Annotated in this window: 21 protein-coding genes; 15 read left to right on the top strand and 6 right to left on the bottom strand. The window is 69.0% G+C overall.

What is annotated here, in order from left to right:
• Positions 1-282: 282 nt before the first annotated feature.
• Genes ABIC25_RS15055 through ABIC25_RS15035 form a run of 5 tightly spaced genes read right to left on the bottom strand, consistent with a single transcriptional unit; the run spans position 283 to position 5,786 of the window.
• Positions 283-1,002 carry a sirohydrochlorin chelatase gene (locus ABIC25_RS15055; protein WP_354562089.1) on the bottom strand — a complete coding sequence of 240 codons (720 nt, stop codon included), beginning with the start codon at positions 1,000-1,002 and terminating at the stop codon, positions 283-285.
• Positions 999-2,294: a sulfate adenylyltransferase subunit 1 gene (locus tag ABIC25_RS15050; RefSeq protein ID WP_239401195.1), complete on the bottom strand. Its 1,296-nt coding sequence runs from the start codon at positions 2,292-2,294 to the stop codon at positions 999-1,001. Before ABIC25_RS15050 ends, ABIC25_RS15055 begins: the two co-directional genes overlap by 4 nt.
• Positions 2,294-3,283, bottom strand: a complete 990-nt coding sequence (gene cysD / locus ABIC25_RS15045; RefSeq protein ID WP_435529090.1) for a sulfate adenylyltransferase subunit CysD — start codon at positions 3,281-3,283, stop codon at positions 2,294-2,296. Before cysD ends, ABIC25_RS15050 begins: the two co-directional genes overlap by 1 nt.
• Positions 3,265-4,014: a phosphoadenylyl-sulfate reductase gene (locus ABIC25_RS15040; protein WP_004023031.1), complete on the bottom strand. Its 750-nt coding sequence runs from the start codon at positions 4,012-4,014 to the stop codon at positions 3,265-3,267. Before ABIC25_RS15040 ends, cysD begins: the two co-directional genes overlap by 19 nt.
• Positions 4,011-5,786: a nitrite/sulfite reductase gene (locus ABIC25_RS15035; protein WP_354562087.1), complete on the bottom strand. Its 1,776-nt coding sequence runs from the start codon at positions 5,784-5,786 to the stop codon at positions 4,011-4,013. The genes ABIC25_RS15040 and ABIC25_RS15035 overlap by 4 nt, the downstream gene beginning before the upstream one ends.
• A 400-nt stretch (positions 5,787-6,186) precedes the next feature.
• Here ABIC25_RS15035 and hemW point away from each other — a divergent pair, with 400 nt between their 5' ends.
• The gene (gene hemW, locus ABIC25_RS15030) at positions 6,187-7,353 is read left to right on the top strand and encodes a radical SAM family heme chaperone HemW (protein ID WP_354562314.1); all 1,167 of its coding nucleotides are present in this window, start codon (positions 6,187-6,189) and stop codon (positions 7,351-7,353) included.
• An 18-nt stretch (positions 7,354-7,371) separates the two neighbouring features.
• Here hemW and ABIC25_RS15025 read toward each other — a convergent pair whose 3' ends face one another.
• Positions 7,372-7,830, bottom strand: a complete 459-nt coding sequence (locus tag ABIC25_RS15025; protein WP_004023027.1) for a type II toxin-antitoxin system VapB family antitoxin — start codon at positions 7,828-7,830, stop codon at positions 7,372-7,374.
• Positions 7,831-7,992: 162 nt separating this feature from the next.
• Here ABIC25_RS15025 and hrcA point away from each other — a divergent pair, with 162 nt between their 5' ends.
• From hrcA to ABIC25_RS14955, 14 genes are all read left to right on the top strand, one after another.
• Entirely contained in the window at positions 7,993-9,027 is a 1,035-nt protein-coding gene (gene hrcA / locus ABIC25_RS15020) for a heat-inducible transcriptional repressor HrcA (protein WP_010841232.1), read from the top strand.
• 172 nt (positions 9,028-9,199) lie between these two features.
• On the top strand, positions 9,200-10,366 hold the full coding sequence (gene dnaJ, locus ABIC25_RS15015; RefSeq protein WP_101819376.1) for a molecular chaperone DnaJ: 1,167 nt from the start codon (positions 9,200-9,202) through the stop codon (positions 10,364-10,366).
• Positions 10,367-10,429: 63 nt separating this feature from the next.
• Entirely contained in the window at positions 10,430-11,179 is a 750-nt protein-coding gene (locus ABIC25_RS15010; RefSeq protein WP_354562085.1) for a 16S rRNA (uracil(1498)-N(3))-methyltransferase, read from the top strand.
• On the top strand, positions 11,176-11,955 hold the full coding sequence (locus ABIC25_RS15005; protein ID WP_354562083.1) for an alpha/beta hydrolase family protein: 780 nt from the start codon (positions 11,176-11,178) through the stop codon (positions 11,953-11,955). The genes ABIC25_RS15010 and ABIC25_RS15005 overlap by 4 nt, the downstream gene beginning before the upstream one ends.
• Positions 11,956-12,090: 135 nt before the next feature.
• On the top strand, positions 12,091-13,173 hold the full coding sequence (locus ABIC25_RS15000; protein ID WP_004023020.1) for a PhoH family protein: 1,083 nt from the start codon (positions 12,091-12,093) through the stop codon (positions 13,171-13,173).
• Positions 13,170-13,757, top strand: a complete 588-nt coding sequence (ybeY, locus tag ABIC25_RS14995; protein ID WP_004023019.1) for an rRNA maturation RNase YbeY — start codon at positions 13,170-13,172, stop codon at positions 13,755-13,757. Before ABIC25_RS15000 ends, ybeY begins: the two co-directional genes overlap by 4 nt.
• Entirely contained in the window at positions 13,754-15,223 is a 1,470-nt protein-coding gene (locus ABIC25_RS14990; RefSeq protein WP_004023018.1) for a hemolysin family protein, read from the top strand. The genes ybeY and ABIC25_RS14990 overlap by 4 nt, the downstream gene beginning before the upstream one ends.
• Positions 15,220-15,564 (top strand): cytidine deaminase-like protein, encoded by a 345-nt coding sequence (locus tag ABIC25_RS14985; protein ID WP_248643016.1) that lies wholly within the window; start codon positions 15,220-15,222, stop codon positions 15,562-15,564. Before ABIC25_RS14990 ends, ABIC25_RS14985 begins: the two co-directional genes overlap by 4 nt.
• Positions 15,557-16,468 carry a GTPase Era gene (gene era, locus ABIC25_RS14980; protein ID WP_004023015.1) on the top strand — a complete coding sequence of 304 codons (912 nt, stop codon included), beginning with the start codon at positions 15,557-15,559 and terminating at the stop codon, positions 16,466-16,468. The genes ABIC25_RS14985 and era overlap by 8 nt, the downstream gene beginning before the upstream one ends.
• Before the next feature lie 56 nt (positions 16,469-16,524).
• The gene (locus ABIC25_RS14975; protein WP_354562081.1) at positions 16,525-17,937 is read left to right on the top strand and encodes a YhgE/Pip domain-containing protein; all 1,413 of its coding nucleotides are present in this window, start codon (positions 16,525-16,527) and stop codon (positions 17,935-17,937) included.
• 51 nt (positions 17,938-17,988) lie between these two features.
• Positions 17,989-19,872, top strand: a complete 1,884-nt coding sequence (locus tag ABIC25_RS14970; RefSeq protein ID WP_354562079.1) for a pyruvate kinase — start codon at positions 17,989-17,991, stop codon at positions 19,870-19,872.
• A 54-nt stretch (positions 19,873-19,926) separates the two neighbouring features.
• Complete coding sequence (recO, locus tag ABIC25_RS14965) at positions 19,927-20,730, top strand: DNA repair protein RecO (protein WP_004023010.1); 804 nt, start codon at positions 19,927-19,929, stop codon at positions 20,728-20,730.
• On the top strand, positions 20,711-21,532 hold the full coding sequence (locus ABIC25_RS14960; RefSeq protein ID WP_004023009.1) for an isoprenyl transferase: 822 nt from the start codon (positions 20,711-20,713) through the stop codon (positions 21,530-21,532). Before recO ends, ABIC25_RS14960 begins: the two co-directional genes overlap by 20 nt.
• Positions 21,529-21,939 (top strand): hypothetical protein, encoded by a 411-nt coding sequence (locus tag ABIC25_RS14955; protein ID WP_354562078.1) that lies wholly within the window; start codon positions 21,529-21,531, stop codon positions 21,937-21,939. Before ABIC25_RS14960 ends, ABIC25_RS14955 begins: the two co-directional genes overlap by 4 nt.
• Positions 21,940-21,951 lie beyond the last annotated feature (12 nt).

Raw genomic sequence — 21,951 nt, 5'->3', positions numbered from 1 at the left:
TGATTCTCGCCGGGCCCTTCGTGGCTCGTCGCTTGCGCTCCTCGCACCTCAGGGAGCAGAGGGGGGCGTCGCTGCGCTCCTCGCACCTCAGGGAGCAGAGGGGGCGTCGCTGCGCTCCTCGCACCTCAGGGAGCAGAGAGGGTCGTCGCTTGCGCTCCTTGCACCTTCAAGCAGAGGGGGGCGTCGCTTGCGCTCCTTGCACCTTCAAGCAGAGGGGGGCGTCGCTCGCGTCCCTCAGGGAGCCGAGAGGGTCGTCGCTTGCGTTCTTCGGCGAGCGGACAGTCAGTGTCCGGCGGGCACCGCGCGTCGGTCGACGGCCGCGCGGTAGAGCGAGCTGATCGCGTCGACGACTTCTGGGTGAGTGCCGAGCGGGCCGGCGACGAGTGAGTCGTCGACCAGTGCGTCGAGCGCCGACTCGACCCGCTCGGTGAGCAGTCCGGCCGACAGGAAATACGGACTGAGGGCGATTCGGTCGGCGCCGCCGGCGCGCAACCGTCGCACAGCAGTGGCCACCGCACGCTGTCCCGCGCCCAGTTTGGTCGCGAAGACCACCTCGACGGGCCGGTGCAGTCGTGTCGAGAGCTCGATCGCGCGCAGACGCACCGACCGATCGGCGTCGGGGTCAGACGACCCGACCGCGGACAGGATGACCCCGTCGCGCGGTCTCAGGCCGGCCTCGAGCAGACGATCGGTCAGCGCGCCCGTCAACGAGCGGGTGCCCATGACGTCGGTCTGTCGCGCCGTCGGGCGGCACGACGCGATGATCGACGGGAGGTCGACCTTGTGGTGGTATCCCGCCGCGAGCAGCATCGGTACGACGACCGGATCGGCGGCAATGTGGCTGAGCACATCCCCGACCGGTGGCTCGTCGAGGTCGAGGTAGGAGAGCACCACGTCGACGCCGGGCAGGCTCGAGGCGACGGCGTCGCGCACACGGCGCGCGGTCGCGCCGAAGCGCGGGTCGCGACTGCCGTGTGCGACGAGGACGAGACTCGGTGTCACACCAGCTCTTTGAGATGCAACGGAGCCAGTGCGTCGCCGACGAGCCCGGCGGCCAGCGTGTTGCCGCCCTGCGGGTCGATGAGCAGGAAGCTTCCCGACTCGCGGTTCACCTGGTAGTCGTCGGCCGGGATCGGCTCGGCGGTCTGCACCGAGATCCGCACGATCTGGTTCAGCTCCACCGATTCCGGAGCCTCCACCAGGGCCAGGTTCTGCTCGTCGAACAGCGCGTCGAGTGCGCCGACGATGGCCTGGGTGGTCTTGGTGCCGTGCTTGAGGAGCAGGCGCGCGCCCGGACGCAACGGCTTCTCGGCGAGCCAGCACACCGTTGCGGTGAACTGCTGCAACGGTTCCGGGGCATCGGCGGCGGCTGCGATCACATCGCCGCGGGAGATGTCGACGTCGTCTGCCAGCAGGATCGTGACGCTGCGTCCGGTGTGTGCGGTGGGCAGTTCGCCGTCGGCGGTGTCGATCTGGCTGACGGTGGTCCGCTGCCCCGACGGCAGGACGACCACCTCGTCGCCGACGGAGACCCGACCGGCGGCGATCTGGCCCGCGTAGCCGCGATAGTCGGGGTGCTCCGGCGTGCGCGGACGGATGACGTACTGCACGGGGAAGCGCAGGCCCACCTCGTTGCGCTCCACCAGGTTGGGCACGGTCTCGAGGTGCTCGATGAGGGTCGGCCCGTCGTAGAAGCTGGTGGTATCGGAACGGTTCGCGACGTTGTCGCCGTGCAACGCCGACACCGGGATCGCGGTGACCTGCTCGTCCGACCAGCCCAGCGACCGGGTGAGTTCGGCGAACTCGGCGGAGATCTCGGCGAACACCGACGCCTGATCGGCGACGAGATCGATCTTGTTCACGGCCAGCACCAGCTGCGGGACACCGAGGAGAGCCATCACCGCGGCGTGGCGGCGGGTCTGGGCGACGACGCCGGTGCGGGCGTCGACGAGCAGGATCACCAGCTGCGCGGTGGAGGCCCCGGACACGGTGTTGCGGGTGTACTGCACATGGCCCGGGGTGTCGGCGAGCACGAACGAGCGCGCGGGCGTGGCGAAGTAGCGGTAGGCGACATCGATGGTGATGCCCTGCTCGCGCTCGGCGCGCAACCCGTCGACGAGCAGCGACAGGTCCGGGGTGTCGAGTCCGCGGTCCACCGAGGCCTTGGTGACCGCGTCGATCTGGTCGGCCAGAACGGATTTCGTGTCGTACAGCAGTCGGCCGACAAGCGTCGACTTGCCGTCGTCGACGCTGCCCGCGGTCGCGATGCGGAGGAGATCAGGGGCGTGTTTCATCAGAAATATCCTTCGCGCTTGCGGTCTTCCATGGCGGCCTCGGAGACCCGGTCGTCGCCACGGGTGGCGCCGCGCTCGGTCAGCCGCGATGCGGCGACCTCGGCGAGTACGGCCTCGTTGTCGGCGGCGTCGGAGAGCACCGCACCGGTCGACGAGCCGTCCCCGACGGTGCGGTAGCGCACCGACAGGCGTTGGAGCTCTTCACCTTCGCGCGGACCGCCCCAGACTCCCGAGGTCATCCACATGCCGTCACGCTGGTAGACCTCGCGCTCGTGGGCGTAGTAGATCGACGGGAGGAGGACCTGCTCGCGGGCGATGTAGCGCCAGATGTCGAGTTCGGTCCAGTTCGACAGCGGGAACACCCGCACGTGTTCACCCGGGGCGTGGCGACCGTTGTAGAGGTTCCACAGCTCGGGACGCTGACGCTTCGGGTCCCACTGGCCGAAGGCATTGCGCAGCGAGAAGATCCGCTCCTTGGCGCGCGATCGCTCCTCGTCGCGGCGGCCGCCGCCGAACACCGCGTCGAAACGGTTCTCGGTGATGGCGTCGAGGAGGGGAATGGTCTGCAAGGGGTTGCGCACACCATCGGGACGCTCGGTGAGGCGGCCGTCGGCCAGGTAGTCCTCGACCTTGGCGACGTGCAGCCGCAGGTTGTGCCGCTCGACGACCTGATCGCGGAACTCGAGCACCTCGGGCAGGTTGTGCCCGGTGTCGACATGCAGCAGCGAGAAGGGCAGCGGCGCAGGCCAGAACGCCTTCAGTGCGACGTGCAGGAGGACGGTGGAGTCCTTGCCGCCGGAGAACAGGATCACCGGACGTTCGAACTCGCCCGCGACCTCCCGGAAGATGTGGATCGCCTCGGACTCCAGGGCGTCGAGTGTGGTGAACTCGTCGGCCTCCGCGGCGGCGCCGCTCGTCTGGGCCGCGGCGACGCCGGGCGTCTCCGGAACGGACGGTGTTTCGGTCACGGTCATGCGTGCAGCCCACATTCTGTCTTGGCGCGTCCGGCCCAGCGGCCGCTGCGCGGATCGGATCCGGGTTCGGGTTTGGCGGTGCACGGTGCGCACCCGATGGAGGGGTAGCCCTCGTCGACGAGCGGATTCACCAGCACGCCGTTGGTGTCGATGTAGTCCTGCATCGTCTCGTCGGACCAGGCCGCGATCGGATTGATCTTGACCAGCCCGAAGCCCTCGTCGAAGGAGATGAGCGGGGCGTTCGCCCGTGTCGGTGCCTCCACGCGACGGATGCCCGTGATCCACGCGTCGTAGCCGGCGAGTCCGGCCTTGAGCGGCACGACCTTCCGCAGCCGGCAGCATTCGCCCGGGTCGCGCGCGAAGAGATTGCGCCCCAACAGCTCATCCTGCTCGGCGACGCTGTGCTCGGGCGTCAGGTTCACCATCTCCACGCCGTACACCTGCTCGACGGCGTCACGGGTGCCGATGGTCTCGGCGAAGTGATATCCGGTGTCGAGGAACAGCACCTTGACCGGGTCGCCGTCGAGGAGATCGCGATCGATGTGCTTCACCGAGAGATCGACGAGCGCCGCGTCCTGCATGTTCGACGCGACGACGAAATTGGTGCCGAAGGTCTGCGCGGTCCAGCGGATCAGCTCTTCGGGAGTGGCGTCGGAACCGAGGTCCGCGGCGCCCTTCTCGGCGATGTCGCGCAGTTGCTCCTCGCTGAAGCGCCGCCCGGTCCGGGGGGTCGTCTCGATGGTCATCGCAGTGCCTCCTCGTCGGCACGAACGGCCCACTGCGCGAACCGTTCACCTTCGGTGCGCTGGTCGACGAAGTTGCGGACCACGCGCTCGATGTAATCGCCCAATTCGGTGCCCAGCACCTTGTGCTGGCGCAACTTGCGACCGAAACCCGAATCCAGTCCGAGGCTGCCGCCCAGGTGGACCTGGAAGCCGTCGGTCTGATTGCCGTCGGCGTCCTCGACGAGCTGTCCCTTGAAACCGATGTCGGCGATCTGGGACCGTCCGCACGAGTTGGGGCACCCGTTGATGTTCACCGTGATCGGCACGTCGAGCTTCGAGTTGATGTCGGCGAGCCGCTCGTCGAGCTCCGGCGCGAGGACCTGCGACCGCTTGCGGGTCTCGGTGAACGAGAGCTTGCAGAACTCGATACCGCTGCACGCCAGGAGATTCCGGCGCCACCGCGTGGGCCGGCCGTGCAGGCCGAGCGGCTTGAGCTCGTCGATCAGCCAGTCGACCTTGTCGTCGGGGACGTCGAGGACGATGAGCTTCTGGTACGGGGTGAACCGGACCCGGTCGGACCCCGCCGCGGCGACGGCCGCCGCGGCCTTGGTCAGGATCGTGCCCGAGACGCGTCCGGCGATGGGGGAGAAGCCGATCGCGTTGAGTCCGTTGCGCAGCTTCTGCACACCGATGTGGTCGATCGGTCGCTCGGGTTGCTCCGGGGCCGGGCCGTCGATCAGCTTGCGGCCCAGGTACTCGTCCTCGAGTACCTGACGGAACTTCTCGATGCCCCAGTCCTTGACGAGGAACTTCAGCCGGGCCTTGGCGCGCAGCCGTCGGTAGCCGTAGTCGCGGAAGATCGAGACCACGGCCTCCCACACGTCGGGCACCTCGTCGAGCGGGACCCAGGCGCCCACGCGCTGGGCGAGCATCGGGTTTGTGGAGAGTCCGCCGCCGACCCAGAGGTCGAGGCCGGGGCCGTGCTCGGGATGGACGACGCCGACGAAGGCGACGTCGTTGATCTCGTGCACCACGTCCTGCTGGCCCGAGATCGCGGTCTTGAACTTGCGCGGCAGGTTCGAGTACTTCGGGTCGCCGATGTAGCGGCGGACGATCTCGTCGATGGCGGGGGTGGGGTCGAGGACCTCGTCGAGGGATTCGCCGGCGAGCGGCGAGCCGAGCACGACGCGCGGGCAGTCGCCGCAGGCCTCGGTGGTCTTGAGTCCGACACCTTCGAGGCGCTCCCAGATCGTCGGGACGTCCTCGATGCGGATCCAGTGGTACTGGACGTTCTCACGGTCGGAGAGGTCCGCGGTGTCGCGGGCGAACTCGGCGGAGATCTCACCGAGGGTGCGCAGCTGCTCGACGTTGAGCGCGCCACCGTCGCAGCGCACGCGCATCATGAAGTGGCTGTCTTCGAGGATGTCGATGTTCTCGTCGCCGGTCCAGGTGCCGTCGTACCCCTCGGCGCGCTGGGTGTAGAGACCCCACCAGCGCATCCGGCCGCGCAGATCCTGCTTGTCGATCGAGTCGAAGCCCTGCTTGGAGTAGATGTTCTCGATGCGGGCGCGGACGTTGAGCGGGTTGTCGTCCTTCTTGACCTGCTCGTTCGGGTTCAGCGGCTCACGGTAACCGAGCTTCCACTGTCCTTCGGCGCGGCGCTTGGTCGGACGGGCCTTGCGAGCCGGCCGCGCGGGCTTCTCGGCGGCCGGTGCTGCGGTGGCCGATTCGGCGGCAGCGTCGTTCGGTGCACCCGAGGCGGAAGCGGCGGGGGCGTCGGTGGTGGACGTCATGAACTCTCCTGTGCCGGCACACAGGGCCGGCGTTCGTTGCACGAATTACGGGCTGAAACGTGCCGGCATCCCCCGAGAAATGGGGACAAATCGGGGCCGAGACGTCGCTAGATGCGACAGAAAGCGCTGTTGACGCGCTTGAGATCAATGTGGCGTCGAGCGGCGAGCCACACCCCGGGGAAAATCACGCGGTCCATAGTGCCACGCTCCGCATCGGCTCGTCTACTTGGGGTTATTTTCCATCATGATGATGGAAACCGGGCGGGGGAGGTCCTCGCCTGCGCGGCACAACGCCGCCGACGACGACGCTGTTCCCGGCGGGGTCGACGATTTCCGCCCTTGCCGCCACGATCGGCATGATGGAGGGGTGAACGTCGAGACAGCAACGCCCGCGGCCGGGATGGTCGCGGATGCATGCCGCGGCGTCGACCCCGACGTGCCCCTCGCCCTCTACCTGCACGTCCCGTTCTGCGCGACCCGGTGCGGCTACTGCGACTTCAACACGTACACCGCGGGCGAACTGGGTTCCTCGTCCTCGCCGGACTCGTGGCAGGAGGCGGTCGCCCGAGAACTGGAGGTCGCGGCACGATTGCTGACGCCGGCCCGCCCGGTCTCGACGATCTTCGTCGGCGGAGGCACGCCGTCGCTCCTCGGCGGTGCCGGTCTCACGCGGCTCCTCGATTCCGTGCGGACGAACTTCGACCTGGCCGACGATGTGGAGATCACCACCGAGTCGAACCCGGAGTCGACCTCGCCCGGGTTCTTCGCGGACCTCCGGTCAGCCGGATTCACCCGGATCTCGCTCGGCATGCAGTCGGCGGCCGAGCACGTGCTGAGGCTGCTCGACCGCACCCACACCCCGGGCCGGGCCGCTGCTGCCGCCCGGGAGGCACGGGCCGCCGGATTCGACCACGTCAACCTCGACCTGATCTACGGCACGCCCGGCGAGACCGATGCGGACCTGCACGCCACCGTCGACGCCGTCCTGGAGGCCGGGGTGGACCACGTGTCGGCCTACGCGCTGATCGTCGAGGACGGCACCGCGCTCGCGCGCCGAATCCGCCGCGGGGAGATGCCGGCGCCCGACGACGACGTCCTCGCCGACCGGTATCAGATCCTCGACCAGCGCCTGCGTGCCGACGGCCTCGACTGGTACGAGGTGTCCAACTGGGCGCGCGGCGACGATTCGGTGTGCCGCCACAACATCGCCTACTGGCACAGCCACGACTGGTGGGGCATCGGTCCGGGCGCGCATTCCCACGCCGCCGGCGTGCGCTGGCTGAATGCCAAACACCCTGCGCGCTACTCGAAGTCGTTGGCGGACGGGGTGTTGCCGATCGCATCGGCCGAGCAGTTGAGTCCCGCGGACCGACACCTCGAGGCCGTCATGTTGACCACCAGGTGCCGCAGCGGGCTGCCGCGCGACCTCCTCGACGAGGCCGAGACCGCGAACGCCGAACAGCTCTGCGCGGACGGTCTGTTGACCGCCACCAGCGGGGCCTACGTGCTCACCGATGCGGGAAGGCTGCTGGCCGACGGGGTGATCCGTCGCGTGCTCTGGGGCTGACCCGGATCACGCCGATTGTCACCAGGTCTGGTCGGGGCGGGGCGGACTCGTCCAGCCCGTCGATCGCGGACCACGACGGTGCGCGCCCGCCCCGTCGGGTGCGCTCGGGGGCCGGCGCGCGGGGATCTCGGCGGTGTCCTCGAGCTGCTCGTCCAACGGCTTGGCCGTGTCGGCCAGGTCCAGGGCGTCGAGGTCGAGGGTGCGGGCGTGGATGATGTGGCGGTTGCGCAACGCCGAGCGAACGGCGCGATGCAGTCCGTCCTCCAGGTAGAGCTCGCCCTCCCACCGCACGACGTGGGCGAAGAGGTCGCCGTAGAACGTGGAGTCCTCGCTGAGAAGTTTGTCCAGGGCGAGGACCTTGGTGATCGGCGTCAACTGGTCGAGCCGCAACTGTCGCGGCGGGATCTTGGCCCAGCCGCGCGTCGACAACCCGTGGTCGGGGTAGGGCTTGCCCTCCCGCACCCCTTTGAAGATCATGCGAACTCCTCCGACGCCTCTGCCTCGACGATTGCTGCCCTTCGACGATGCGTCGACCGTCAGTGCACGACACCACGCCGTGGCACGGTGATCGCGATCCCATTTCGTACTATGGAACGCACCCAACTGTATGGCAGGGATCCGAGTCAGGAGGTGTACCGCGTGTCTACCACCGATGATCGTCGCTTCGAGATCTTGCGTGCGATCGTGACCGACTACGTCGACACGCAGGAACCGATCGGCTCGAAGGCGCTCGTCGAGCGCCACCAGCTGGGAGTGTCGAGCGCCACCGTCCGCAACGATATGGCGGTGTTGGAGGCGGAGGGCTACATCACCCAGCCGCACACCAGCTCCGGCCGGGTGCCCACCGACAAGGGTTACCGGATGTTCGTCGACCGGATCAGCGAGATCAAGCCGCTGTCGGCCGCCGAGCGTCGCGCCATCCTGTCGGTGCTCGACTCCGGCGTCGACCTCGACGACGTGCTGCGGCGGTCGGTCCGACTCCTCGCCCAGCTGACCCGGCAGGTCGCGGTCATCCAGTACCCGGTGCTCTCGGCCGCGACCGTGCGTCACCTCGAGGTCGTCACCCTCTCGCCGTCGCGTCTGCTGCTGGTCGTCATCGTCGACAACGGCCGGGTCGAACAGCGCATGGTGGCACTGAACGAGGACCACGACGAGGACGAGATCGCCCGGTTGCGCGATCTGTTCTCCGCCGCTCTCCACGGCAAACGGCTCGAAGCCGCCTCGGCGGCGGTCGCCGAACTAGCCAACTCTGCGCCCGAGGATCTGCGCGGGGCGGTCCTCAACATCGCGACCGTCTTGGTCGAGACCCTCGTCGAACGCGGTGACGACCGACTGGTGCTGGGCGGAACGTCGAATCTCGCGCGCTCGGCAGCCGACTTCACCCCGGTCGTCGGCGGCATGGACACCGTCCTGGAGGCCCTGGAGGAGCAGGTGGTGGTGCTCAAGATCCTCGCGACGACGCAGGACATGGGCCAGGTCACGGTGCAGATCGGCGAGGAGACCCGGACGGAGAACCTGCGTGGTACCTCGGTGGTGTCGACGGGGTACGGTGCATCGGGAACCGTGTTCGGCGGCGTCGGTGTGCTCGGCCCCACACGAATGGACTATCCGGGAACCATCGCCTCGGTGGCGGCCGTTGCCAAATACATCGGTGAGGTGCTCGCCGAACGATGACCGCAGACGTCCCGTGATCGCTGACCGGCAGACCGCTGTCCCCGGCCCGCCGCCCGCACGCACGAAGCAGCGTCGATGATCGGCGGTCGGGACGGTGCCCCGCACACGTCCCGCGCGATCGTGAGAGCACACGCCGCCAGGCACCAACTGAGACCGAAGGATCACTACAACCGTGGCACGTGACTATTACGCAATCCTGGGTGTGGCGCAGGGCGCCAGTGATCAGGAGCTCAAGCGCGCCTACCGCAAGAAGGCCCGCGAGCTGCACCCCGACGTCAACCCGGGCAAGGAAGACGAGTTCAAAGAGGTCAGCACGGCCTACGAGGTGCTGACCGATCCGGAGAAGCGACGCATCGTCGACGCCGGCGGCGACCCGCTGGCCGGCGCGGGTGCCGGCGGCTTCGGCGGTTTCGGCGGCGGTGGCGGGGGATTCGGCGACGTCTTCGAGGCGTTCTTCGGCAACGGCGGCGCCTTCGGCGGTGGCGGCGGCTTCGGTTCGGGTCGCGGACCCAAGTCGCGGGTGCAGCCGGGTGAGCCCGCTCTGGTGAACCTCACCCTCGATCTCGCCGAATGTGCGAAGGGCGTCGCCAAGGAGATCACCGTCGACACGGCGATCCTGTGCGATGTGTGTACCGGCTCGGGGACCAACGGTGACAGCAAGCCGGTGACCTGCGACATCTGTAAGGGCGCCGGCGAGATCCAGTCGGTGCAGCGCTCGTTCCTCGGTCAGGTCATGACCGTCCGGGAGTGCCCGACCTGCCACGGCGTCGGTGAGGTCATCCCGGACCCGTGCCACAAGTGCGGCGGCGACGGACGATACCGTTCGCGCCGCACGATGACCGTGCGCATCCCGGCCGGAATCGAGAACGGCATGCGCGTGCGTCTCACCGGTCAGGGCGAGGTCGGTCTGGGCGGTGGTCCCGCGGGCGACCTGTACGTCGAGGTCTCCGAGCGTCCCCACGAGGTGTTCCTGCGCGACAAGGACGACCTGCACTGCACGGTCAAGGTCCCGATGGCCGACGCGGCGCTCGGCGCCGAGTTCGAGGTGGAGACCATTCTCGGGGACCCGGTCACGGTGACGGTCGCACCCGGAACCCAACCCGGGCAGATCGTGAAGCTGCGGGGTCAGGGCATGCCGCACGTCAGTTCCGGAGTGCGCGGCACCATGCACGTCCACCTCGATGTCGTCGTACCGACCCGACTCGACGCGGCGCAGACCGAGGCGCTCAAGAAGTACCGCAAGGTCGCCGCCGACGAGATCGAGGTGGTCAACACCTCGGCTGCCGCGGCGCCGGGTGGCCTCTTCTCGCGGCTGCGCAACGCGTTCGCCGGGAAGTAGACCCGGCGTGTCCGTGGCGATGAGGCCTCGGCGGCGGTGCCCCTCCCGGGCGGCGGGTGCGCGGTGAGTCCACCGCTGTTCTGGGCGGACTCCGTGCCCGCACCCGGGGCCGAGGTGACCCTGAGTGGGCCCGAGGGCCGGCACGCGGTCACCGTCGCCCGGCTCGGTGTGGGCGAGCGGATCCTGGTCGGTGACGGCGCCGGTTCGGTGGGCGGTTGCGAGATCCGGGAGATCACCGCCAAGGACACGCTGGTGGCGACCGTCCACGACCTCTCGTTCGAGGCGCGCCCCACCCCGCAGGTGACCCTGGTGCAGGCGTTGCCGAAATCCGAACGGTCCGAGCTTGCGGTCGACCTCGCCACCGAGGCAGGCGTCGATGTCATCGTGCCCTGGCAGGCACTGCGGTGCGTGTCGCGATGGACGGGCAAGGCGGACAAGGGCGTCGGCAAATGGCGGGCCGCGGCGTCGTCGGCCGCGAAGCAGAGCCGGCGTCCGTGGATCCCGGAGGTCACCGACCTCGCGACCACCATCGACGTCCGTGCCCGCTGCGCGGACGTCGTGGCCGCGGGCGGGGTCGTCGCCGTCTTGCACGAGGAGGCCGCGCGGCCACTCGCGCAGCTGCCCCTCGCCGACGCCACCGAGATCCTGCTCGTGGTCGGGCCGGAGGGTGGTCTCGACGCCGGTGAGGTCGCCGATCTGACCGCGCTCGGGGCGCAGTCGGTCGTGCTCGGTCCCGAGGTCCTGCGCACGTCGACGGCGGCCGCGGTGGCGCTCGGCGCGATCGGGGTGCTCACCCGCCGGTGGACGCGATGAGTGTCGTTGGACGCCGCTCGGTGCGTCGTACGAAGGTCGAATACGGCTCGGCGCCCTCGCAGTTCGGGCACCTGTACGTGCCCGCCGACGGTTTCGACGCCGCGGCGCCCGCGCGGCTCGTGGTCTTGGTGCACGGCGGTTCCTGGTCGGTCGAATTCGGCTCGACGACGCAGACCGCGATCGCCCGCATGCTCGCCGAGCGCGGGGCGGCGGTGTGGAACATCGAGTACCGCCGGGTCGGTGAAGAGGGCGGCGGATGGCCGAACACCGGCCGGGATGTCATCGATGCACTCGGCGCCCTCGACGGGTCCGTCCGTGACCTGCTCCCGGCGGCCGGCGTCGACTTCTCCTCGACGGCGGTCGTCGGCCACTCGGCCGGTGGCCAGCTCGCGGTCTGGGCGGTCGGACAGCTCGGCGCACGTACCGCCACGGCCACCATCACCACCGTCGTCGCGCAGGCGGCCGTACTCGACACCGTCGAAGCCGCCGACCGAGAGTCGGTGCGGGCGTTCATGGGTCGGCCGTTCAGTGAGTCGCCGCGGCGGTACGCAGATGCTTCGCCCCTGCTGGCGCCGGTCGTCGACGCCCACGTCGTGGCGATACACGGCGACACCGACGATCTCATCCCGATCGAGTCCAGCCGCCGGTACGTCGACGCCGCGATCGCCCGCGGACAGTCCGCGGAGTTCGTCGCGGTCCCCGGCGAAGGGCACGACGCCTTCGTCGACCCGCGGAGCGCGTGCACGCGGCAGACGATCCGGGTGCTGGGGATCTGACGGAAATATTGCCTGCTGATCGGCTGTTGCACCGCGATACACTGACCACACCTCTGCGGGCCGCGGGAGCGGTGGGCCGGGGTCGAGCCAGAACAGAACAGCATCCAGAACAGAACACCAGGAGTGATTTCATACGTGAGTGACGACAACCCCGACCAGAGCGGGCAATCCAGCCGTACGCAGCCGCGCCGGTCTGGGGTCACATCCACTGTCGAAGTCTCTCCCGGAGTCGTGTTCGGGCTGCTCGGCGCCAGTGACGTCAACCTGCGTACGCTCGAGCAGCTGCTGCCCGCCGACATCCACGTCCGCGGCAATCAGGTCACGCTCACCGGTGAACCCGCCGAGGTCGCGGCGTCCGAGCGCGTCATCGCCGAACTCGTCGACCTCGTCGGCCGGGGTACCCCGCTGACACCCGATCTCGTCCGGCACAGCGTGTCCATGTTGTCCGACGGCACCGAGGAATCGCCTGCCGACGTGCTGTCGCTCGACATCCTGTCGCGACGCGGTAAGACGATCCGGCCGAAGACGCTCAACCAGAAGCACTACGTCGATGCCATCGACGACCACACCATCGTGTTCGGTGTCGGCCCGGCCGGTACCGGCAAGACCTACCTCGCGATGGCCAAGGCCGTCCAGGCGCTGCAGTCCAAGTCGGTCAACCGCATCATCTTGACGCGGCCCGCGGTCGAGGCGGGCGAGCGCCTCGGCTTCCTGCCCGGCACGCTGAGCGAGAAGATCGACCCGTATCTGCGTCCGCTGTACGACGCGCTGCACGACATGATGGACCCGGACGCGATCCCGAAGCTGATGGCCGCCGGGGTCATCGAGGTGGCACCGTTGGCCTACATGCGCGGCCGCACCCTGAATGACGCGTTCATCATCCTCGACGAGGCCCAGAACACGACGAGCGAACAGATGAAGATGTTCCTGACCCGGCTCGGCTTCGGTTCCAAGGTCGTCGTCACCGGCGACGTCACCCAGATGGACCTGCCCGGCGGTGCCCGGAGCGGGCTGCTGGCGGCGACGGAGATCCTCGAGGGCATCGACGACATCCACTTCGCGCGGCTCACCAGCCAGGACGTGGTCCGGCACCGGTTGGTCGCCGACATCGTCGACGCCTACGGACGGGCCGAGGAGGCGCAGCGAGGTCTGCCCAACACCGCGCTCGGCGGCAACCGCGCCGCGCGGCGGGCCGCGTCTCAGGGACGTCGCTCATGAGCATCGAACTCGCGAACGAATCCGGGGTGGAGGTTCCCGCCGAGCTGATCATCGATGCCGCGCGCTTCGCGGTGAACGCGATGGACGTCAATCCCGCGGCGCTGCTGTCGGTGCTGTGCGTCGACGAGGACACCATGGCGGACATGCACGTGCAGTGGATGGACCTGCCCGGTCCGACCGACGTGATGAGTTTCCCGATGGACGAACTCGTGCCCGGCGGACGGCCGGACGCCACCGACCCGGGGCCGGCGATCCTGGGTGACATCGTGCTGTGTCCCGACTTCGCCCGGAAGCAGGCGCGCGAGGCGAAACGGTCCTTCGAGCACGAGCTGGCGATGCTGACCATCCACGGTGTACTCCACCTGCTCGGCTACGACCACGCCGAACCGGAGGAGGAGCGCGAGATGTTCGGGCTGCAGAACCGCATCCTCGACGCGTTCTACGCCGAACGTCACCGCCGTGCGCAGGAGCAACGGCAGACCGACCGTGATTCGCGGCTGCTGTCGAACATCGGATTCACCGGTGTCGAGGGCGGAACGCCGGCCCCCGGTGCCCCGACGCGGTCCGAGGAGGACCGAGGGTGACCTCTGACTACTGGTTCATCGTGGCCGCAGTCGTGTTGATCGGGGTCGGTGGGATCTTCGCGGCGGTGGACACCGCGGTGTCGACCGTGTCGAACGCCCGGGTCGACGACATGGTCCGCGAGGGGCGCGCGGGTGCGCGCCGCCTGGCGGACATCTTGGGCGCACGCGCGACCTATCTCGGCCTCGTGGTGCTGCTCCGCGTGGTCTGCGAGACCGCGGCCGTCGCGCTCGTCGCGGTCGCCGCGACCCAACTCATCGGCGTCGGCGGAGGATTGGCGGTCGCCATCGCCGCGATGACCGTCGTCTCGTATGTCGCGGTCGGCGTCGGCCCCCGCACCCTGGGCCGGCAACACGCCTACACGATCGCGCTGGCATCGTCGTACCTGCTGTTCGCGCTGGGAGTGCTGCTCAAACCGCTGACCCGTCTGCTGATCCTGATCGGCAACGCCCTGACCCCGGGTCGCGGGTTCCGCAACGGTCCGTTCGCGACCGAGGTCGAGTTGCGTGAGGTCGTCGACCTCGCCGAGGCGTCGGGTGTGGTCGCTGCCGACGAGCGCCGCATGATCCAGTCGGTGTTCGACCTCGGTGACACCAGCGCCCGCGAGGTGATGGTCCCGCGCCCGGAGATGGTGTGGATCGAGGCCGACAAGACCGCGCTGCAGGCCACGAGTCTCGCGACGCGGTCCGGACATTCGCGGATCCCGGTGATCGGTGAGAACACCGACGACGTCCTGGGCATCGTGTACCTCAAGGACCTGGTGGCCCGTACGGTCGCCCAGCGCATCGACCCCTCGACGCTCCGAGTCGTGGACGTGATGCGTGACGCCGAGTTCATCCCCGATTCCAAACCGCTCGACCGGGTCCTCGCCGACATGCAGCGCGAGCGCAACCACATGGCGATGCTCGTCGACGAGTACGGCGGCATCGCCGGCCTCGTGACCATCGAGGACGTTCTCGAGGAGATCGTCGGCGAGATCACCGATGAGTACGACACCGACGAGCTCGCCCCGGTCGACGACCTCGGCGACGGGTCCTACCGGGTGTCGGCACGACTGCCCGTCGAAGACCTCGGCGAGCTGTTCGACGTCGAGATCGCCGAGGAAGAGGTCGAGACGGTCGGCGGACTCGTCGGCCTGGAATTGGGCCGTGTGCCGTTGCCGGGCGCCCGTGTCGAATCGCACGGACTGCAGCTGGTGGCCGAGGGCGGGCCCAATCGCCAAGGCCGCCAACGCATCATCACGGTGCTGGTCACCCGGGTCCCCGGCGCGGAGGAGGAGTCTCGGCGCGACGAGCACCGCGGCCACTCGAGCCGCTCGGCGGGGCGTTCTGAACGGGCCGCGGGCCGTGACCACGAGGACGAGCGGCGGGCCGAGCGAGCGGCGAGAGACACCGGCGACGACGCCCCGGAGGGCGACGCCGCCGATCGCGACAGTGCAGACGACCCGAGAGCAAGGATGAATCAGTGACCGAGACCCTCACCGACGAGGATCGCAAGCTCGTGGTGCTCGCCAGGGGCGCGCTGGCGCGCGCCGAGGCGCCGTCGGGCGCCGCGGTCCGGGACGGCGACGGCCGCACCTATGCCGGAGCCGACGTGCGCACCCGCACCCTGACCCTCACCGGGCTGCAGGTTGCGGTGGCGTCCGCGATCTCGAGTGGGGCCCGCTCCTTCGAGGCGGCGGTCGTCGTGAACGGTGAGTCCGACGACCCGGGCCTGGCGACCCTGCACGAGCTCAGCCCCGAGGCGTACGCGGTCCTGACCGACACCGCGGGTGCACCGCAACGGCGCATCGGGCGCGCGAATGCCTGAGTTCCGTTCGGGCTTCGTCTGTTTCGTGGGCCGGCCCAACACCGGTAAGTCCACGCTCACCAATGCCCTCGTCGGTGAGAAGATCGCGATCACCTCGAATCGTCCGCAGACCACCCGCCACACCATCCGCGGGATCGTCAACCGGCCGGACGCCCAGTTGATCCTCGTCGACACCCCGGGTCTGCACCGACCGCGCACGCTGCTGGGTCAGCGACTGAACGACCTCGTCCGCGACACCTACTCCGAGGTCGACGTGATCGGTGTCTGCATTCCCGCCGACGAGGCGATCGGGCCGGGCGACCGCTGGATCATCTCGCAGGTCCGTGAGATGGCACCCCGCACGACGATCGTCGGCGTGGTCACCAAGATCGACCGGGTCGGTCCGGAGCAGGTGGCCAAACAGCTTCTCGCGCTCTCCGAGGTCCTCGGACCGGAGTCGGAGGTGGTCCCGGTGTCGGCGAAGTCGGGCAAGCAGCTCGACGTGCTGTCCGACGTGCTCGTCGGCCTCATGGAGGAGGGTCCCGCCTTCTACCCGGACGGTGAACTCACCGACGAACCCGAGCAGGTGCTGATGGCGGAGTTCATCCGCGAAGCCGCACTCGAGGGGGTGCACGACGAGCTGCCGCACTCGCTGGCCGTCGTCATCGAAGAGGTCATCGACCGGGAGGACCGGGATCCCGAGCTGCCGCCGATGGTCGACGTCCACGCCGTGCTGTTCGTCGAGCGTGACAGCCAGAAGGGCATCATCATCGGACGCAAGGGCGCGCGTCTGAAAGAGGTGGGTACAGTTGCCCGCGCACAGATCGAGCGGCTGCTGGGGACCAAGGTGTACCTGGATCTGCATGTGAAGGTCGCCAAGGACTGGCAACGCGACCCCAAACAGCTGCGTCGATTGGGTTTCTAGCAGCGTGTTCCCGGCGGCCTGACGCCGACGGGGGCGGCCTGCGGGGAGGTACGCCGATGGGAACGCACGAGTCGCCGGAGCAGCCGGGAGACGCACTCGGCAGGGGCGCGCACGAAGCGCCGGATGCCGACCAGCCGACGGGACGCACGATCGCGGGAGTGCTCGGGTCGCCCCGATTCTGGCTCGCACCGCTCGCGCTGGTGGCGGTGATGTTCTCGCTGATGGCCGCGCTGTACATGGCGGCGGTCGTCGATCCGCAGCGCCACCTCCACGACTTCCCGGTCGCGCTGGTGCAGGAGGACGCCGGCGGTGAGGTGCAGGATGCCGACGGACAGTCCACGGAGCAGAACTTCGGCGAGCAGGTCGCCGAGGGCATCATCTCCTCGGCGGCGGAGAACGGGATCGTCGTGCGCCGCACCGACCGGTCGACCGCCCTCTCCGAGCTGAACAGCGGCAAGGTCTACGGCGTCATCGTCGTCGGGTCGAACTTCACGAATCGGGCTGTCGCACTGGGCCGGTCCACGGTCCTCACCGCCGAACCGGCGAAACCGACCATCGACATCTTCATCAACCGGGGTTCCGGCGCGTTCGCGTCGTCGATCACCACCACCCTCGCCGACCAGGTGCGGACGCGCGTCAACGATCAGGTCGGCGCACAGCTGACCGAGCAGGTCCGCACCCAGCTCGACCGCAACGACATCACCTTCACCGGTGCGGCACAGCTCGCGCTCGCGAGCCCGGTGGCCGTCGAGGTCTCCGAACCGACGCCGCTTCCCAACGGCGCGGGCAACGGTCTGTCGGCGTTCTATCTGACCCTGCTGCTCGTCCTGGCGGGGTTCACCGGGGCGATGATGGTCAGCATCGTCGTCGACGGCATGCTCGGCCAGACGCCCGTGGAATACGGGCCGTTCTATCAGCTGCGCGAGCGGCTCGCGATCAGCCGGTGGGCGACCCTCGCGGCGAAGTGGACGATCATGTTCCTCGTCGCGGTGGTGTTGTCCACATTGTTCATCGCCGTCGGCGCGATGGTCGGGACATCGATCCCGAACGGATTCGTGCTCTGGATGCTGTCGGTGCTCGGCATCTTCGCGGTCGGGGTGAGTGCGAGCGCGATGATGGCGGTGTTCGGCAACGCCGGTCTGCTGTTCAACCTGCTGTTCTTCGTGGTGTTCGGATTGCCGTCGTCCGGCGGCACCCTCCCACTCGAGGCGAGTCCGCGATTCTTCGAATGGGTCGCCGCGATCGAGCCGATGCATGTGATCTATCTCGGTGTGCGCGCGGTCTTGTATTTCGACGCCGACTTGTCGGCAGGCCTCGGCCGGTCGATCATCCAGTGTTTCATCGGTCTGCTCGTCGGTGTGCTTCTCGGTCTGCTCGGCACCAAGTACTACGACCGGAAGGGCTGGCACCGGTATCCGGGTGGGATGACTCTTCCGCCGAAGCTCGACAAGATCGTCAACGCCGGCTGAGACGTGGTCGCGCCGCCCCGACCGTTCACCTGGGTCTGACACCGTGGCGGGATGGGTATCCCCGTCGTCATGTCGATCCCCGAACTGTCCACGGCTCTGCACGAGCTGCGGGACGACCTCGACCGCGCGGAGCTGCAGGCCGAGTCGCTCATCGCCGCCGTGGCCGATCAGCACCGGCACAGCGCCCGCAACCTCGTGCACTACGTCGCGGTCCGACGCCGCGACCTTCGTCCGCTGCAGGAATCGATGTCCGCGCACGGTCTGTCGAGTCTCGGCCGGATGGAGTCGATCGTCTATTCGTGGATCGAGACGGTCATCGAGACCGTGGACGCGCTCGCCGAGGGCCGTACCCGGCATCCGATCTGGGGTGATCTCGCCGGGGGTGTGCGAACCCTGACCCGCAATCGCGATCGGCTCCTCGGGCGCGTACACCCCGGTGGTGGTGACGACGCGACCGCCGACGGACCCGGGGACGAGCACGGCGAGCGGGCCACCCGCGTGATGGTCACGATGCCGACCCAGGCCGCCGACGATCCGGACCTGGTCCGCGCCATGGGTGCAGCCGGGATGGACGTCGCGCGGGTGAACTGCGCGCACGACGGTCCGACCGAGTGGTCACGGATGATCGAGTCCGTCCGGTCCCTGCCGGGCCGGGTGCGGGTGGCCATGGACCTCGCCGGACCGAAATTGCGTACCGGACCGCTCGAACCGGGGCCGAAGGTGATCAAGGTGAAACCCGTCCGCGCCGACAACGGCACGGTCGAACGACGGTCACGGGTGCGGCTCGGTACGACGCCGCTCGACCCCGGGGCACGATTGCCCGACGGGATCGACGCGGTCATCCCGGTGCGCGCACTCGTCGACGCCGTCCAGAAAGACCAGCTGGTCCTGCGTGACGCCCGCGGTCGCCGGCGACGTCTCGTGGTGGTCGCGGTCTCCGAGGCGGGTATCGACGCAGAGACCGATCGGACCGTCTACTACGAGACGGGCATGCCGATCGGCGTGGCGGGTTCCGAGGACGCCAGTCGGGATGCGGCCCGCTCCCGGCGCAGTCTCGTCGTCGACGAACTGCCGGAGAAGCGCCAGCACCTGCTGGTGCGCACCGGCGACGAGATCCGGTTACAGCGCGACCTCACCCCGGCCCCGGCGACTCGCACCGGGCCCCATCGGATCGGTTGCGAACTCGGGGAGGCCTTCGACGATGTGATGCCGGGCCATCGGGTGCTGTTCGACGACGGCAAGATCGCCGGGCGCGTCCGCGAGAAGCTCGGCGACGAGATCGTGGTCGACGTCGAGCGCGCCGGTCCGGGTGGAACCAAACTCCGGGCCGAGAAGGGGATCAACCTACCGGACACGACGCTGCACATCCCGGCGCTCACGGCGGCCGACCGGCGAGACCTGGAGTTCGTGGCAGCGCGCGCGGACATGGTGAACTGCTCCTTTGTCCGGTCGCCGGAGGACGTGGCCGACCTGATCGACGAGCTGGGTCGTCTGGGCGCACCGGACGTGGGGATCGTGCTGAAGATCGAGACCCGGGCGGCCTTCGAGTCGCTGCCGCAGATGCTGCTCGAGGCGATGCGCTGGGATGCGGTCGGGGTGATGATCGCCCGCGGCGACCTGGCCGTCGAGGTCGGGTTCGGTCGGCTCGCCGAGGTACAGGAGGAGATCCTGTGGCTGTGCGAGGCCGCACATGTCCCGGTCATCTGGGCGACGCAGGTGCTCGACGGGCTGGCGAAGACGGGCGTTCCGTCTCGTGCGGAGGTCACCGATGCGGCGATGAGCCGCCGCGCGGAGGGCGTGATGCTCAACAAGGGGCCGTACATCGTCGAGGCGATCGAGGCACTGACGTCCATCCTGGACCGGATGGGCGGTCACGTGGAGAAGAAGCGGTCGCTGCTCCGGCCGCTGAACTCCTTCGACATCGATCCGGGGTAGGACTGCGGGCATGTCGGGGGCGCCCGTGTCGGTGCCCGGTGGGAGAATGCCCCGGTGAGGTTCTACCGGGATGAGGCCGTCGTGTTGCGCCAGCACAAGCTGGGCGAAGCCGACCGCATCATCACGCTGCTCACCGCCGAACACGGCCTCGTGCGCGCGGTCGCCAAGGGCGTCCGGCGGACCCGCTCGAAATTCGGCGCCCGGCTCGAACCCTTCGCCCACATCGATGTACATCTGTATCCGGGGCGCAGCCTCGACGTGGTCACCCAGGTGCACAGCCTGCACGCCTTCGCCGATCGCATCGTCGCCGATTACGGGCGCTACACGACGGCCTGCGCGGTCCTCGAGACCGCGGAGCGTCTGGCGGGCGAAGAGCGCGCTCCCACCCGCCAGCTGCACCGGCTGACGGTGGGGGCACTGGAGGCGCTGGCCGACGACCGACGACCGCGTGAACTGATCCTCGATGCCTATCTGCTGCGCGCCATGTACAGCGCGGGCTGGATGCCGGCCCTGGAGGAGTGCGCACGATGCGCGACGCCGGGGCCGCATCGCGCCTTCCACGTCGCCGCGGGTGGTGCAGTGTGCCTGCCCTGTCGCCCGCCGGGTTCGGCGACACCGTCGCCCGGCGTGCTCGACCTCATGGACGCGTTGTTCCGCGGTCAGTGGGATCACGTGACCGACTCGACGCCGTCGCTGCGCCGTCAGGCCAGCGGGCTCACCGCCGCGCACCTGCAGTGGCATCTCGAACGGCAGCTCCGAACCCTGCCTCTGATCGAGCGCACCGCGCCTCATAGGCTGATGGACACAGGTGTGGACGTGGGTGTGAGGAGAGTCGACGATGGCGTTGCGGCCGGGTAGTTCCGCGAGAGGGCGGAAGTCCGCGAGCCCCCGTGGCGACGTTCGGCCGCCCGACCCGCACCCGAGCGGCGCGCGCCCGCCGGCCATCCCCGCCGAGTTCGTACCCAAGCACGTGGCACTGGTGATGGACGGCAACGGCCGCTGGGCCACCGATCGCGGACTCCCGCGCACCGAAGGACACAAGCGCGGCGAGGCCGTGCTGATGGACACCGTGTGCGGCTGTATCGAATTGGGTGTGGGCTGGTTGTCGGCTTACGCCTTCTCCACCGAGAACTGGTCCCGCAGCCCCGACGAGGTGCGGTTCCTCATGGGCTTCAATCGCGACGTCATCCGTCGGCGGCGCGACGAGATGCACGAGATGGGTGTCCGCGTGCGGTGGGCCGGACGCCGGCCGCGCTTGTGGCGCAGCGTGATCCGTGAACTCGAGATCGCCGAGGAGATGACCAGGGACAACACCGCGATGACGCTGACGATGTGCGTCAACTACGGCGGCCGCGCCGAGATCGCCGACGCCGCACGGGAGATCGCCCGCCGGGCGGCCCGGGGAGAGATCGATCCCGAGCGGATCTCGGAGTCGACGTTCGCGCGATACCTCGACGAGCCGGACATGCCCGACGTCGACCTCTTCCTGCGTCCCTCGGGGGAGCAGCGCATCTCGAATTTCCTGCTGTGGCAGTCGGCGTACGCGGAGATGGTCTACCAGGAGAAGCTCTTTCCGGACTTCGACCGCCGTGACCTGTGGGCCGCCTGCCTCGAATATGCATCGCGCGACCGGCGTTTCGGCGGGGTGAAGCCGTCGTGACCGATGCCGCCACGCTCCTCGACCGGACGGCCGAGATCGTCGCCGAACTCGGGCCCGTCGACCGTCCCGACGCCGATTCGCTGGTGGTACAGGTCGGTCCGACGCGCGCATCGATCCGCGTACTCACGCTGGCCGACGGCCTCGACGTGCTGGCCATGACTCAGATGGTCGCGATGGACCTGCCCAACACGCCGAGCCTGCGCGACGATGTCGAGGCGTGCGCAGCCCAGCTCAGTTTCGGCAGCCTCCGACGCTCCGATCGTGCCGGGGTCACCACGGATGTGTTGCAGTACTACACGTTTCCGGCAAACCAGCTCGACGACGTACCACTGCTGACGGTGTTGCACATCGTGCTCGCCGCCGGGGTCGACGCCGCCGAGCGGCTGATGGGTCCGGCTTCCGCCTGACGCGACCGCCCC

The sequence above is a fragment of the Gordonia sp. PvP123 genome (assembly GCF_040547295.1).
Classification (GTDB): Bacteria; Actinomycetota; Actinomycetes; order Mycobacteriales; family Mycobacteriaceae; genus Gordonia; species Gordonia terrae.
The sequence above is the reverse complement of the archived record's forward strand: the minus strand, read 5'-3'. Positions and strand labels throughout refer to the sequence as shown.